The sequence below is a fragment of the Stenotrophomonas sp. genome (assembly GCF_032099025.1).
In the GTDB taxonomy this organism is placed as follows: domain Bacteria; phylum Pseudomonadota; class Gammaproteobacteria; order Xanthomonadales; family Xanthomonadaceae; genus Stenotrophomonas.
In genome coordinates this window covers 71,248-85,994 of the sequence record NZ_DAMCID010000003.1, presented here as the reverse complement: position 1 = coordinate 85,994, position 14,747 = coordinate 71,248, and the positions used below count along the sequence as shown (strand labels likewise).

Sequence of the window (14,747 nt, the reverse complement as noted above, 5' to 3'; positions counted from 1 at the left end):
CCAGCACCCCGTCAAGTCGCACGGTGCGCCGGTTGACGATGCGTCAACCCGCGGGTCGTCCGGTCGCGTCCAGCGTGGCAGGCAGCAGGCGCTGCCCCCTCCTTGGCCACGAATGTCGCCCACCCTCCCCTCCAGGTGTGTCGCCTGATCCTGCGCCGCGATATTGCGATGCGTCATGTAACCGGTTACACCCCCTGTTAGCGTGTGGCCGCCTCAATGGGAGGCTGCATGAAGTGAGGATGCATCGATGGTGTTGCCCGTTGATCGCCGTACGGCTTCGCGACGTCCCCGCCGCAGGGCCTTCGCGCTGCTCCTCCCTGCCCTGACCCTGGCCGCCGGTTGTTTCGCCCAGCAACTGCCGCCTCGCAGCCAGTGGCAGGCCAGCAGTTCGTCGCAGCAGGTGCCGGCCATGGCGGTCAGCCACCTCATCGATGGCGACCCCAAGACCGTTACCGGCGGCGCCTTCAGCCCCGGCCACTGGTTCCAGATCGATCTCGGCAGCGCCGCCACGTTGGCCGGCGCGCGCCTCACCTGGGACGTCTCCAATCCCGAGGGATACAGCCTGCAGACCTCGCTGGACGGCGCGCACTGGCAGACCGCGTACACCATGGGCGACTCGCTCGGCGGCATCGAGACGCTGTACTTCGCGCCCCGGCAGGTACGCTACCTGCGCCTGGCCAGTCCTGCGCGCACCTCGGACTGGGGCGTGTCCATCTTCGAGCTGGAGCCGTTGGACGCTGGCGCAGGCGCACGCATTTCCGGGTTGGATGCGACCCAGGCAGCGACGCTGTGGCAAGGCGGTCCTCCGGTAGCGGTTCCCCCCGGCACCGGCACCTCCCACACCCTCGATATCGCGCTGTTGCATGCCCAGCCCACCACCGGCCTGGCCGTGGAGTGGGCGGGTGCGCATGGCGCGGCCCGCCTGCAGGTGCAGGACGGCCAGGGTCACTGGACCGAGCTGGCGCGCGACCCGCAGGCCGGCAGCCGCAGTCAGAGCTGGTTGGCAGGTGCGGTGCCGATCACCGCGCACGCGCTGCGGCTCACGGTCGACGGCGGCAGCCCGCAGATCGCCCGGCTGCGCCTGCTTGGCCCAGCGGCGGTGATGACGCCGATGAAGCGCTACCAGATCGCCGCCACGGGGGCGCAGCACGCACTGTTCCCGGCCTCGCTGCATATGCAGCAGACCTATTGGACCGCCGTGGGTGTGCATGGCGGCCTGCAGAAATCCATCTTCGACGAGTACGGCAACATCGAAGCCTTCAAGGGCGCACCGCTGGTCCAGCCGATCTGGCGCAATGCCGATGGCACTACCGCCGCGGCGTCCGACAAGCGGGTTCGCCACGCACTGCGCGATGGCTGGAAGCCGATGCCTTCGGCCACATGGTCGCCGCAACCGGGGCTGGAACTGGAGAGCGACGCCTTCGCGGTGGAGATCGGCGGACAGCCGGTGACTTTGGTGCGCCATCGCCTGCACAACACCGGCACCACCCCGGTGGAAGGCAACCTCACCCTCGCCGTGCGGCCCATGCAGATGAATCCGCCATGGCAGAACGGGGGTCTCTCACCGATCCGCGCGGTGGAGGTGGACGGAACGTCGGTGCGCGTCAATGGCCGCACGCTGCTGCAGTCGCTGACCCCCATCGATGCTTCGGGAGCCGCCCCCTTCGGCACCGACGGCAGCAGCGAGATCACGGCCGCGATCGCCGCCGGCGTGCTGCCCACTACGCAGCACGCAGAGGATCCGGACGGCATGGCGGCGGCGGCGCTCGCCTATCGCGTCCAGCTCGCGCCGGGGGCCAGCCGCTCGGTGGTCGTCGCCTTCCCGCTCGGCAAGGCGGCGGCAGACGCGCACGGCGTGCTGCCCGAGGCGCCGCCGCTCGCACTCGGCAACAGCGCGCATGATCCAAACGCCCTCTTCGAGGCCTTGGCCAGCCGCGTCTCCAACGACTGGCAGCAGCGACTCGGCCAGGTCGGGCTGCGCTTTCCCGACCCCTCGCTGGTGGACATGTTGCGCGCCCAGGCGGCGTACATGCTGATCAACCAGACCGGCCCGGCGATGCAGCCCGGCCCGCGCAATTACAACCGCTCCTTCATCCGCGATGGCATGGCCACCTCGGCGGTGCTGCTGCGCATGGGCGAATCCAAGGTGGCGCGCGACTACCTCGCCTGGTACAGCGAACACGGCGTGCACGCCAACGGACTGGTCTCGCCCATCCTCAACAACGACGGCAGCGTCAACACCGGGTTCGGCTCGGACATCGAATACGACAGCCAAGGCCAGTACATCGCCCTGGTCGCCGATGTCGCGCGCCTGGATGGCGGGCCGGAATCGGTGCGCGCCTACCTGCCCAAGGTGAAGGCCGCCATGCGCTTCCTGCAGGAACTGCGCGAGCGCACGCTGGTGCCCGGCTACATGGCCGACCGGCCGTCGCCGGAACGGTTTGCCGGCATTCTTGCGCCTTCGATCAGCCATGAAGGCTATCCCTCGCCCACCCACAGCTACTGGGATGACTACTGGGGCCTGAAGGGCTGGCACGACGGCGCCTGGCTGGCCGAGTCGCTGGGCGATCACCAAACCGCGGCGTGGGCGCGCGAACAGTACCGCCTCCTGCACGACGCGCTGGCGGCGTCGATCCGCGCCACCATGGCGTGGAAGGGCATCGACTTCATTCCCTCGTCCGCCGATCTGGGCGATGGTGACCCCACCGGCGTGTCCATTGCACTGGACCCCACCGGCGCGCAGGACGTGCTGCCGGCGCAGGCACTGCGCACCACCTTCGCGCGCTATCTGGACGACGTACGCAAGCGCAGCCAGCCGGGTGATCTATACGCCTACACGCCCTATGAAATCCGCAACGTGCTCAGCTACGTGCATCTTGACCAACCCGAGGCGGCCGACGAACTGCTGCAGGGCCTGCTGAAGGACCGTCGCCCGCTCGAGTGGCAGGTGCTGGCCGAGGTGGTGCATTCACGGCTGCGCTTCCCGCGTTACCTGGGCGACATGCCGCATACGTGGATCGGCGCGGAGTATGGCCGCACCCTGTTCGGCATGCTGATGCGCGAGGACGATGACGCGCTGTCGCTGCTGCCGGGGACGCCGCCGTCATGGCTCTTGGGCGATGGGCTGGCCGTGGAGCGGTTGCCCACCGCCTTCGGCACGCTGCAGATGCAGGCCGCGCAGCGCGATGGCACGCTCACGCTTACGCTGGGCAAGGGCCTGCGCGCCGGCACGGCGGTGCGGGTGTGGTGGCCGAACCGGGCATTGCCCAAAACCGTACGCGTCGATGGCCGCGCGGTGAAGGATTTCGATGCGCAGGGCGTGTTGCTGGGCAAGCCGTTCCGGACGCTTGAGGCCACCTGGTGATCGTTTGAACCGGGCAGTCCAGCCAGGCATGGCCGGGCTCTACAGGTCGGGTAATCCCGGCTGGGCGGTGGGACGCCTGTGCGCGCGGGGAGTCCCGCTCCTCGTGAGGCGCGGACCCCCAGCCGCCGGCAGGTACTTGCACGCATGCCTCGCGCTGGGAGATAGTGCCGAAAATGGACTGGGGAGTGGGCAATGCAAACCTCCATGGACGCGCCGGCCCGCCCCACCATACTCGCTGTCGACGACTCCCCCGAGAATCTCTGGCTTATCTCCGGCCTGCTGAAGAGCAAGTACCGGATCAAAATGGCCAGCTCCGGCGAGGCCGCCCTGGAAACCATACGGTCGGGCCCGCTTCCCGATCTGATCCTGCTCGATGTGATGATGCCCGGCCTGTCCGGGCACGATGTCTGCAGGGCGCTGAAGGCTTCACCGGGTACCCGGCATATACCCATCATCTTTCTGACCGCCATGGCCGGAACCGAGGACGAGAGAAAGGGGCTGGAACTCGGCGCGGCGGATTTCATTACAAAACCCATCAACCCTCCCCTGCTGGTCGCCCGGGTCGCCACGCAGCTGCAGGCCAAGGCGGGGGCGGACTTTCTGCGCGACCAGAACCAGTTCCTGGAGGCCGAGGTGCAACGGCGGACGCGCGAGATCACCGCGATCCAGGACGTCACCATCCATGCCATGGCCTCGCTCGCAGAAACGCGCGACAACGAAACCGGCAACCATATCCGCCGCACCCAGCATTATGTCCGTGCACTGGCGATCGCGCTGCGTGAGCACCCGCGCTTCCGCGCGCAGCTGGACGACGCCACCATCGACATCCTGTTCAAGTCCGCGCCCCTGCATGACATCGGCAAGGTCGGCATCCCGGACAGCATCCTGCTCAAACCCGGGCGCTTCGAGCCGCACGAGTTCGAGATCATGAAAACGCACACCACGCTGGGGCGCGACACGATCCAGCATGCCGAAGATGCGCTGGGCATGCCGGTGCCCTTCCTGGCCTATGCCAAGGAGATCGCCTACGGACATCAGGAGAAGTGGGACGGCAGCGGCTACCCGCAAGGCCTGGCTGGCGAGGCGATCCCGCTGTCAGCGCGGATCATGGCCGTTGCCGATGTGTATGACGCGCTGCTCAGCCGCCGCGTCTATAAAACGGCGATGCCCCACGACGAAGCGGTGGCCCTCATGCGCGAGGGCCGCGGCACCCACTTCGATCCGGACATCCTCGACGCCTTCCTGCAACTCCTTCCGGAATTCCAGCGCATTTCCGCTCAGTTCGAAGACAAGGCGGCTGAGGCATGAACATGCTGACCCGCTACCTCCAGCGGGCGTCACTGGGCAACAAGCTGGCGACCGCGTTTTCGGTGATGCTGTTGCTGGCCATCGCGCTGGGCATCCTTGGTGTCCAAGCGCTGGGCAGGCTCGGCACGGAAATCCAGGTCATGTATGAAAAGGACCTGCAGGGCGTCTCCAACGCACGCGCGGTGCAGTTCCACTACGCAACGATGGGGCGCCATCTGCGCCAGGCGCTGCTCACCGCCGATCCCGCGTTGCAGCGTTTGGCCACGCAGGAGATAGAGAACGAGCATACGCATCTGCAGCGCGAGCTGGACGCCCTCGAGGGGCGCATCTTCCGCGACAGCAACCGCCAGCATCTGGCCAGCTTCAGGCGAGGCTATGCCGCCTACCGCCAGAACGTGGCCCAGGTTTTGGAGACAGCCGCTCAAGGCAGGCTTGAGGAAGCGCGGGAACGGGTGTCGAGCCGTGAGTTCGCGCGCATGGGCGACGCAGTGGCCAGCGCCATGGAAGCGGTCGTCATCACCAAGGAAGAAGGCGCGCGCGCCTCGCTGCAGCAGGTGCAGAACCTGGCCGCCCGGACCAAACTGTGGGTACTGGGCATCCTGGTGCTGGGCGGCCTGTTCAGCACGTTGTTCGCGTGGCTGATCACGCGTTCCATCGGCATCCCCGCCATCGAGCTGCGCAAGGCGGTGGAGCGGATCGCGGCAGGCGACCTGCAGCACGAAGTACCGCATACCGCGTACCCGAACGACATCGGTGCCCTGGCCCGCGCGGTGGCCGTCCTGCAGGTAGGTGCGCGCGAGCTGGACGAGCAGCGCTGGGTCAAGGCGTCATCGGCATCACTCTCCACCGAACTGCAGGTTGCCACCACGAGCGAAGAACTCGCCAGCATCTTCTTCGCCTTCATGGCCCCCCTGCTGGGCATCGGCCGCGGAGCCCTGTACATCCACGAGCCTGCAAACCAAAGGCTGCGCCTGCTGTCGGGGTTCGCCACGCTTGACCACGCCGCACCCGGGCACTACATCGGTCTGGGCGAAGGCCTCGCCGGGCAATGCGCCGTCACTCGTGCGCCGACCGTGCTGACCGAACCGCCTGCCGACTACCTGCGCATCGGCTCCGCACTGGGTCAATCAGCGGCACGATCGGTGAGCATCACTCCCCTGCTGCGCGGTGACCGCCTGATCGGCGTGCTGGAGATCGCCAGCCTGGAACTGCCGACGCGCGCGCGGCAGGCATTGCTGGACGCGGCGTTGCCGGTGCTTGCAGGCAACCTGGAAATCATCGAACGCGGCGAAGCCACCCGACTGCTGCTCGAGGAAACCCGCGAACAGGCGACGGAACTGGAAACCCAGGCCACCGAACTGGCCGCGCAGAAGGATGCGATCGAGGCCACCGAGGCGTGGTACCGCGGCATCTTCGACTCATCGCCTGACGGCATGCTGGTGGCGGGTCCGGATGGACGGATCACCATGGTCAACCCGCAACTGGAGGCCATGTTCGGCTACGACAGTGGTGAGCTGCACGGACGCTTCATCGAGCAGCTGGTGCCGGACGCAGTGCGCGCCGCCCACCCCAAGCTGCGCGAAGGATTCATGCATGCCGGTGGCGCGCGCTCCATGGCCGTGCGCAGCACTGCGCTGACCGGCCGCCGCAGGGACGGCAGCGAGTTCCCCATCGACGTGGGTCTGTCGCGGCTGCCCGATCTTGGCGGCACCGGCGTCTGCGTGTGCGCGGCGGTGCGCGATGTCACCCGCCTGCGCGCCACCGAACAGCGGCTTGGCTTCGCGCTGCGCGGCGGCAACCTGGGGCTGTGGGACTGGGATGTGGCCAGCGCCACCAGCGAGGTCAACGCCATCTGGGCCGAGATGCTGGGCTACACCCTGGAGGAACTCATCGCGGCCGGCGGTGCCGCCCGCGCGTGGAACGACATGCTGCATCCGCAGGACAGCGTCGAGGTCCACCGGCAGTTCGAGGACTACATCAACGACCCGCACGCGCCCGACTTCGACGCGCAGTTCCGGCTGAAGGCACGCTCCGGCGAGTGGCGCTGGATCCATTCGCTGGGTCGCGCCACCGAGCGCGATGCCAGTGGCCGCGCATTGCGCCTGGTGGGCATCCACCAGGACGTCACCGGGCGCAGGCAGCTGGAGGATGAAACGCACCTGGCCAAGGAGGCTGCCGAAGAGGCCACGCAGGCCAAGAGCGAGTTCCTGGCCAACATGAGCCATGAGATCCGCACCCCCATGAACGCCATCATCGGGATGTCGCACCTGGCATTGCAGACCGAGCTGGCACCCCGGCAGCGCAACTACATCGAAAAGGTGAACCGCTCGGCGGAAGCACTGCTCGGGATCATCAACGACATCCTCGATTTCTCCAAGATCGAGGCTGGCAAGATGGGCATGGAACAGGTCGACTTCCGGTTGGAGGAAGTGCTCGACCACGTGGCCAACCTGGTCTCGATGAAGGCCGAGGACAGAGGCCTGGAGCTGCTGTTCAGCTGTGCCGCCGATGTGCCCACCGCGTTGGTGGGCGACGCGCTGCGCCTGGGCCAGGTCCTGCTCAACCTGTGCAGCAATGCCATCAAGTTCACCGAGCACGGCGAGGTGATTCTTGGCATTGAGACCGTTGCTCAGGCCCCCGACCGCACCGAGCTGCATTTCTGGGTCAAGGACACCGGCATCGGCATGACGCCCGAGCAGTGCGCGCGGATGTTCCAGTCCTTCAGCCAGGCCGACGGTTCCACCACCCGCAAGTACGGCGGGACGGGCCTGGGGCTGGCGATCTCGCGCACACTGGTGGAGTTGATGGGCGGCAGGATCTGGGTGGAGAGCGCCCCGGGCGAGGGCTCGACCTTCCACTTTCATGCCCACTTCGGCCTGCAGGCCAACCCTGCCCCGCGCCGCGTGTTCCGTGCCGAAGAGCTGCAGGGACTGCGGGTGCTGGTGGTGGACGACAATGCGGCGGCACGCGAGATCCTGTCGACCATGGCCAGGCAGTTCGGGCTGGAGGTCCAGACCGCGCGCAACGGTGCGCAGGGGTTGCGGATGGTGCGCCAGGCGCACGCCAAGCGCATCGCCTACGACCTGGTACTGATGGACTGGAAGATGCCGGCGATGGACGGCGTGGAAGTCGTTCGCCAGCTGCAGTCGCTCAACGCGGGCGATGCGCCGGCAGTCATCATGGTGACCGCGTTCGGGCGTGACGAGGCGATGGCCGAAGCGGAGGCCACGGGCGCGCGCCTGAAGGGCACGCTGACCAAGCCGGTCACCTCCTCGACGCTGCTGGAGGCCATTGGCCAGGCACTGGGCGCGGGCAGCTTCGCCGACAGCCGCGCGGAGGTGAGAGCATCGCAGCCGTCCACCCACGTCGAGCATCTGCGGGGTTCGCGCGTGCTGTTGGTGGAAGACAACGAACTGAACCAGGAAGTCGCGCTGGAGTTCCTGCGCCAGGCCGGCATCGAGGTCGTACTGGCGGTCAACGGCCAGGAGGCCTTGGACATCCTCGCGCGCGACCCGTCCTTCGATGGCGTGCTGATGGACTGCCAGATGCCGGTGATGGACGGCTACGAAGCAACGCGCCGGCTGCGCGCGCAGCCGGCATTCCAGCACCTGCCCATCATCGCGATGACCGCCAACGCGATGGCCGGTGACCGCGAGAAGGTGCTTGCCGCCGGCATGGTCGACCATATCGCCAAGCCGCTGCGCGTGGAGGTGATGTTCGCCTGCATGGCAAAGTGGATCCGCGCGGCGGCACCTCCGAAGGGCGTGACTGCCCCGCGCGCCAGCGCTCAGCCAGTGGCGGACTTCCCCGCCATCAGCGGAATCGACGTGGTCTCGACGCTGTCGAGCATCGATAACGACGTCACCTTCTACCGTCGCCTGCTGGGTCTGTTCCACACCGAGAACGCCAGTTTCACGGACCGGTTTGCGAAGGCGCGGCACGAACATGATGCCGAGGCCGTGATGCGCCATGCGCACACCCTGCGCGGATCGGCGGGTACCGTTGGCGCCCACGACGTTGCGGAAGCGGCAGGCCGGTTGGAAGAGGCATGCGTGGACAACGCCGGCGATGATCAGATCGACGCGCTCCTGGCCGAGACCGTGGCTGGTTTGCAGCCGGTCCTCGACGCCATCCATGCTGCGGGGCTCGACGGAAGCAGCAGCGCGCCCGTCCTGGCCAAGGCCGGCGACCGCGAGGCAGCCGACCCGCCCAGCCCTGCGGCGGCCGAGCTGCTGGCGGGGTTGCGCAGCCTGCTGGTGGAAAACGATGCCGACGCGCAGGACGTGTTCGAACGTCTCCGTGATCAGCTGCAAGCAGACGGCAACCCATTGGCCGCTGCACTGACCCCGGTGGCCCGCCTGGTCGACGCGATTCGTTTCAGCGACGCGCTGGAGCGCCTGGATGCGTTGACGCGTCCGGCTGCGCCGTGACGGTCCGGATGAATCAAAGCAACTTGCGCGTGTTGCGTGTGTGGATCATCCAACTCTGCACGGCGAAACAGATGAGGAAAACGACGAAGCAACCCAGCAGCGTCTGCAGCACTACTGGCGCCATCGGCGCGGCGGCCAGCGGGTGCGAAACCGGGAGTCGGGTCAGCGATTCGTTGACCGCAGGCACCAGGCCGAGCAGGAAGCTGAAGGAAAGCGCGAAGGCGGAAAGGTACGGCCGAAGCAGGCCAAGAAATCCGATCCGGTTCACCAGTACCCCACCGAACGCCACCAGCAGCACCACGATGCCAAAGGCATGGCCAGGATTGAGGCCGCCGGTGCTGGAGACGGTGAACGAGGTCGCCACCGCCAGCACCAGGCCGACCAGATAGAGCTTGCCGGCCCCGTTGGCGGGGTCAATCTTCCGGTGGCGCACGAAGCCGTACAGACCGGCAAGCACGGGGATGAGGCTGATGGCGGTGTGCAGTACACCGAGTGCCGAGAGCGGATGTGTCATGGGAGGAATCCTCGATGTAACCTACTAGTAGGTAGGCGCGATGGTCATGAAAAAGCCCGCGCGACGCGGGCTTACGAAAAACGATTCAATGCCGTGCAGTCACCCGGGCAACCGACAGCCGCGCAAGGGCCACGAACGTCTGCGCATCCCCAAACCCGCGCGCAGCCAGCATGGCCCCATGCACCGACGCCATGAAGGCCTTGGCCTCATCCGACGCGGCGCCCTGCAGCTGGAACTGCCCCTGCGCGACGCCTTTCTCCAACGTAGCGGTCAACCAGCCACTGAGATCCTCGAAGTGGCCGCGCACTTCGTCGGCAATCTCCGCCGGAATCATCGGCGACTCTGCCGCCAGCATGGCGCAGATGCAGAACGACGCCGTGCCGCCGGTGATGCAGCTGGACCAGTAGCCGACGTAGGCATTGAGTTCCTTCAGCGGGTCGCCCAGCTGCCTGTCCAGCATCGCCAGGCCCTCGCGGGCCTCCGCGCGGTACAGCGCCACCACGGTGCGCACCAGCTCGGCCTTGCTCGGAAAGTGATGGTGGATGCTGGCCTTGCTGATGTTCACCCTGGCCGAGATATCGGCATAGCTGAAGCCGTTGTAGCCGCCCGCCTCCAGCAAGGTGCGGGCGTGGGCGACGATTTCGGCCGCTTTGGGGGAGAGGTCAGGCTGCATGAATTACACTCTACTAGTAGGTAGGCAGATCGTCAACTGTAAAGGGCTTGAGGCACACGGCGATGGAAACACGGAAGCGGCGGGCGTCGAAGTCCGCGACGGTAGCGCTTGTCCGAGGCTACGGAAGATTGAGAAGACCCATGATTACCGATCTGCGCGCCAACCCGGATGCCGGTGATGCTGAGGCTCATTCCAACGCGCAGATAGCCGGACCACGCGCACTCGACATCCGATACGAAATGCAAAGCCATCTGAACTTGATGGCGGACGCACGCGCGGGGTTGGCTGACGTGTCTGCTGGTCGGACCAAAGATGCGCGGGCGGCACTTGCCCTTCTCAAGTGCAGTCGAACGATTAGGCGCTCATAAGCAAACAAGGGCGCCCTTTGGCGCCCTTGTCGGCCAGCATCAGCGGGGCAACGCCCCGCTCTACCGGGTGGGATTCATTCCCACTCGATCGTGGCCGGCGGCTTGCCCGAGATGTCATACACCACGCGCGACACCCCCCGCAGCTCATTGATGATCCGGTTGCTCACCGTGCCCAGGAAGTCATACGGCAGGTGCGCCCAATGCGCGGTCATGAAGTCGATGGTTTCCACCGCGCGCAGCGCGATCACCCACTCGTACGCACGTGCATCGCCCACGACGCCCACCGACTTCACCGGCAGGAACACCGCGAAAGCCTGGCTGGTCTTGTCGTACAGGTCGGCCTTGCGCAGTTCGTCGATGAAGATCGCATCGGCCTTGGCCAGCAGTTCGGCGTATTCGCGCTTCACTTCGCCGAGGATGCGCACGCCCAGGCCCGGGCCCGGGAACGGGTGGCGATAGACCATGCTGCGCGGGAGGCCGAGTTCGACGCCGAGGCGGCGCACTTCGTCCTTGAACAGTTCGCGCAGCGGCTCCACCAGACCCAGCTTCATGTGCTCCGGCAGGCCGCCCACATTGTGGTGGCTCTTGATCACGTGGGCCTTGCCGGTCTTGCTGCCGGCCGACTCGATCACGTCGGGGTAGATGGTGCCCTGCGCCAGCCACTTGGCGTTCTTCAGCTTGGTGGATTCTTCATCGAAGATGTCCACGAACAGGTTGCCGATGATCTTGCGCTTGGCTTCCGGATCGCTCACGCCTTCGAGCTTGCTGAAGTAGCGGTCGGCCGCGTTGACACGGATCACCTTGACGCCCATGTGCTCGGCGAACATCGCCATCACCTGGTCGCCTTCCTGCCAGCGCAGCAGGCCGGTGTCGACGAACACGCAGGTCAGCTTGTCGCCGATCGCCTTGTGCAGCAGCGCGGCCACCACCGACGAATCGACGCCGCCGGACAGCCCCAGGATCACTTCGTCATCGCCCACCAGCTCGCGCACGCGGGCAATCTGGTCGTCGATGATGTTGGCCGCGGTCCACAGCGTCTGGCAGCCGCACACGTCCACCACGAACCGGCGCAGCAGCGCCTGGCCCTGCAGGGTGTGGGTCACTTCCGGGTGGAACTGCACGCCGTACCAGCGCTTCTCCTCGTTGGCCATCGCAGCCACCGGAATGCGGTCGGTGGTGGCGGTGATGGTGAAGCCCGGGGGCGCGACGGAAACGTGGTCGCCGTGGCTCATCCACACGTTCAACTTCGGCTCGCCGCCGTGGTCGCTGAGGCCCTTGAACAGCGCATCGGGGTGCACGACGTTGACTTCGGCATGGCCGAATTCGCGCTGGTCGGCGGCTTCCGTTGCGCCACCGAGCTGAGCGGCCAGGGTCTGCATGCCGTAGCAGATCCCGAAGATCGGCAGGCCGCTGTCGAACACTTCCTGCGGCGCGGCGGGCGCGTCCGGCAGCGTGGTCGATTCCGGGCCACCGGACAGGATGATGCCCTTGGCACCGAACGCGGCAATCTCGGCCGGGTTGTGGTCCCACGCCCAGATTTCGCAGTACACGCCGAGCTCGCGGATGCGGCGCGCGATCAGCTGGGTGTACTGCGCGCCGAAATCGAGGATGAGGATCTTGTCGTTATGGATGTTGGTCATGGCGCCCAGGCAAAGCAGGAATGAAAACGGGATGACAGAAAGCAGCGGCAGATAAAGAAAGAGGAACGGGAATCAGCTTCCTCGTTCCTCTTTGCTCATGCCGCATCAGGCGCGGTAGTTCGGCGGCTCTTTGGTGATCTGCACGTCATGGACGTGACTCTCACGCTGGCCGGCGCCGCTGATCTTGACGAACTTCGGCTTGCTGCGCATGTCCTCGATGGTGCCGCAGCCCACGTAACCCATGGTGGCGCGCAGGCCGCCCATCAGCTGGTGGATGATGCCGCCGACCGGCCCGCGATACGGCACGCGACCTTCGATGCCTTCGGGGACCAGCTTGTCGGCGCTGGAGGCGTCCTGGAAATAGCGGTCCTTGGACCCCTTCTCCATCGCCGCCAGCGAGCCCATGCCGCGGTAGCTCTTGTACGAACGGCCCTGGAACAGCTCGGTCTCACCGGGCGATTCCTCGGTACCGGCCAGCAGGCCGCCGATCATGATGGTGGACGCACCGGCGGCCAGCGCCTTGCCGATGTCACCCGAATAGCGGATGCCACCGTCGGCGATGAGCGGGATGCGGTCCTGCAGCGCTTCGGCGACCAGATCGATCGCGGTGATCTGCGGCACGCCGACTCCGGCGACCACGCGCGTGGTGCAGATCGAGCCCGGACCGATGCCGACCTTGACCGCGTCCGCGCCGCTGTCCAGCAGCGCCAATGCCGCTTCGCCGGTGCAGATGTTGCCGCCAACGACCTGCACCTGCGGGAAGTGCTTCTTGACCCAGCTGACGCGGTCCAGCACACCCTGCGAGTGGCCGTGCGCGGTGTCCACCACCAGCACGTCCACGCCGGCCGCGACCAGTGCTTCGACGCGGCGATCGGTATCGCCACCGACGCCTACCGCGGCACCGACCAGCAGGCGGGTCGAGATGTCCTTGGCAGCGTTCGGGTAATCGGTGTTCTTCTGGATGTCCTTGACGGTGATCAGGCCACGCAGGGCGAAATCATCGTTGACCACCAGGATCTTCTCGATGCGGTTGCGGTGCAGCAGCTGCAGCACTTCGTCCGATGCGGCGCCTTCCTTGACCGTGATCAGGCGATCCTTCTTGGTCATGATGTGGCGGACCGGATCGTCCAGCTCGGTCTCGAAACGCATGTCACGGTGGGTGACGATGCCGACCAGCTGGCCACCGCCGTCCACCACCGGCACGCCGGAGATGTTGCGCGCCTGGGTCAGGGCGAGCACGTCGCGGATGGTGGTTTCCGGACCGACCGTGATCGGGTCGCGGATGACGCCGGCCTCGAACTTCTTGACCTTGGCCACTTCGGCGGCCTGCTGCTCCACGCTCAGGTTCTTGTGGATGATGCCCATGCCGCCGAGCTGGGCCATGGCGATGGCCAGGCGCGCTTCGGTGACGGTATCCATGGCAGCCGACAGGATCGGAAGCTTCAACCGCAGGTCGCGCGTGAGCCGCGTTTCCAGGGTGACATCCTTGGGCAGGATGATGGAATGGGCGGGGACGAGCGAGACGTCGTCGTAAGTAAGCGCTTCAGCCTGGATGCGCAGCATCGGCATACCCGAGATGTGGGGAAGCGCGACATTTTACCCTGATTCCGCCCCGATGGGCAGGGGGCGGATGCGACGCTGTGTCGCGCCGCGACCGCCCGTTCACGTACCGAAGATTAAAGCCCCCGAAGTTCGGGGGCGGCCGCGAAGCGGCGGGGGCGTGGGGGCTGGTGAGTGGGGGCCCGCGCTTTGCGAAGCAAACCGCGGGAGCGTCAGCGCGATTGCGCTGATGCGTCCGCCGCCTCGATCGTGTTCTGCATCAGGGTCGCCACCGTCATCGGCCCTACCCCGCCCGGAACCGGGGTGATCCAGCTGGCGCGTTCGGCGGCGGCCTCGAAGCCCACGTCGCCGACCAGGCGGCCATCGTCCAGGCGGTTGATGCCCACGTCGATCACCACCGCGCCGGGCTTGACCCACTCGCCGGGCACGATGCCCGGGCGGCCCACGGCCACCACCAGGATGTCGGCGTTGCGCACGGCCTGTTCCAGCACGTCCTTGGGGGTGAACTTGTGGCAGCTGGTCACGGTGCACCCGGCGATCAGCAGCTCCAGGCCCATCGGCCGGCCTACATGGTTGCTGACCCCGACGATGGTGGCGTTGCGGCCGCGCACCGGCTGGTCGGTATGGCCCAGCAGCGTGGTGATGCCGCGCGGGGTGCACGGGCGCAGGCCGAATTCACGCAGGGCCAGGTGGCCGACGTTTTCCGGGTGGAAACCGTCCACGTCCTTGCGCGGGTCGATGCGGTGGATGAGCCGGTTGGCGTCGGGAATGCCCGGCAGCGGCAGCTGCACCAGGATGCCGTGGATCTTCGGGTCGGCGTTGAGCTGGTCGATCAGGGTCAACAGCTGGGCTTCCGTGGTGCCCGCCGGCAGATCGTAGTCGAACGCCTC

At 66.8% G+C, this 14,747-nt stretch carries 9 protein-coding genes; 4 read left to right on the top strand and 5 right to left on the bottom strand.

The window, feature by feature from the left end; translation table 11 throughout:
• Positions 1-247 precede the first annotated feature (247 nt).
• The 3 genes from RT456_RS03650 (at position 248) to RT456_RS03640 (ending at position 9,102) form a co-directional block, all read left to right on the top strand.
• On the top strand, positions 248-3,364 hold the full coding sequence (locus tag RT456_RS03650; RefSeq protein ID WP_313342639.1) for a discoidin domain-containing protein: 3,117 nt from the start codon (positions 248-250) through the stop codon (positions 3,362-3,364).
• Positions 3,365-3,556: 192 nt separating this feature from the next.
• Positions 3,557-4,672 carry a two-component system response regulator gene (locus RT456_RS03645; RefSeq protein WP_313342636.1) on the top strand — a complete coding sequence of 372 codons (1,116 nt, stop codon included), beginning with the start codon at positions 3,557-3,559 and terminating at the stop codon, positions 4,670-4,672.
• On the top strand, positions 4,669-9,102 hold the full coding sequence (locus tag RT456_RS03640) for a response regulator (RefSeq protein ID WP_313342634.1): 4,434 nt from the start codon (positions 4,669-4,671) through the stop codon (positions 9,100-9,102). Before RT456_RS03645 ends, RT456_RS03640 begins: the two co-directional genes overlap by 4 nt.
• Before the next feature lie 13 nt (positions 9,103-9,115).
• Here the strand turns inward: RT456_RS03640 and RT456_RS03635 are convergent, their stop codons facing one another.
• Both RT456_RS03635 and RT456_RS03630 read right to left on the bottom strand, forming a co-directional pair.
• Positions 9,116-9,616 (bottom strand): hypothetical protein, encoded by a 501-nt coding sequence (locus tag RT456_RS03635; RefSeq protein ID WP_313342631.1) that lies wholly within the window; start codon positions 9,614-9,616, stop codon positions 9,116-9,118.
• 85 nt (positions 9,617-9,701) lie between these two features.
• Positions 9,702-10,289, bottom strand: a complete 588-nt coding sequence (locus RT456_RS03630; RefSeq protein WP_313342629.1) for a TetR/AcrR family transcriptional regulator — start codon at positions 10,287-10,289, stop codon at positions 9,702-9,704.
• Between the two features lie 140 nt (positions 10,290-10,429).
• On the opposite strand from RT456_RS03630, the gene RT456_RS03625 reads away from it, so the two are divergent.
• A complete protein-coding gene (locus RT456_RS03625) occupies positions 10,430-10,657 on the top strand; it encodes a hypothetical protein (protein ID WP_313342626.1) in 228 nt (75 codons plus the stop codon).
• Between the two features lie 74 nt (positions 10,658-10,731).
• On the opposite strand, the gene guaA is transcribed toward RT456_RS03625, so the two are convergent.
• From guaA to folD, 3 genes are all read right to left on the bottom strand, one after another.
• Positions 10,732-12,297, bottom strand: coding sequence for a glutamine-hydrolyzing GMP synthase (gene guaA / locus RT456_RS03620; protein ID WP_313342624.1), 1,566 nt, complete (start codon positions 12,295-12,297; stop codon positions 10,732-10,734).
• Between the two features lie 105 nt (positions 12,298-12,402).
• Positions 12,403-13,860: an IMP dehydrogenase gene (gene guaB / locus RT456_RS03615; RefSeq protein ID WP_313342621.1), complete on the bottom strand. Its 1,458-nt coding sequence runs from the start codon at positions 13,858-13,860 to the stop codon at positions 12,403-12,405.
• 209 nt (positions 13,861-14,069) lie between these two features.
• Positions 14,070-14,747 (bottom strand): bifunctional methylenetetrahydrofolate dehydrogenase/methenyltetrahydrofolate cyclohydrolase FolD (gene folD / locus RT456_RS03610; RefSeq protein WP_313342618.1); only part of this gene is annotated, 678 nt, incomplete at its 5' end.

Excerpts from the sequence above, each read along its gene's own strand:
- RT456_RS03650 (WP_313342639.1), top strand. The coding sequence starts at position 248 with ATGGTGTTGCCCGTTGATCGCCGTACGGCTTCGCGACGTCCCCGCCGC.
- RT456_RS03645 (WP_313342636.1), top strand. The coding sequence starts at position 3,557 with ATGCAAACCTCCATGGACGCGCCGGCCCGCCCCACCATACTCGCTGTC.
- RT456_RS03640 (WP_313342634.1), top strand. The coding sequence starts at position 4,669 with ATGAACATGCTGACCCGCTACCTCCAGCGGGCGTCACTGGGCAACAAG.
- RT456_RS03635 (WP_313342631.1), bottom strand. The coding sequence starts at position 9,616 with ATGACACATCCGCTCTCGGCACTCGGTGTACTGCACACCGCCATCAGC.
- RT456_RS03630 (WP_313342629.1), bottom strand. The coding sequence starts at position 10,289 with ATGCAGCCTGACCTCTCCCCCAAAGCGGCCGAAATCGTCGCCCACGCC.
- RT456_RS03625 (WP_313342626.1), top strand. The coding sequence starts at position 10,430 with ATGATTACCGATCTGCGCGCCAACCCGGATGCCGGTGATGCTGAGGCT.
- guaA (WP_313342624.1), bottom strand. The coding sequence starts at position 12,297 with ATGACCAACATCCATAACGACAAGATCCTCATCCTCGATTTCGGCGCG.
- guaB (WP_313342621.1), bottom strand. The coding sequence starts at position 13,860 with ATGCTGCGCATCCAGGCTGAAGCGCTTACTTACGACGACGTCTCGCTC.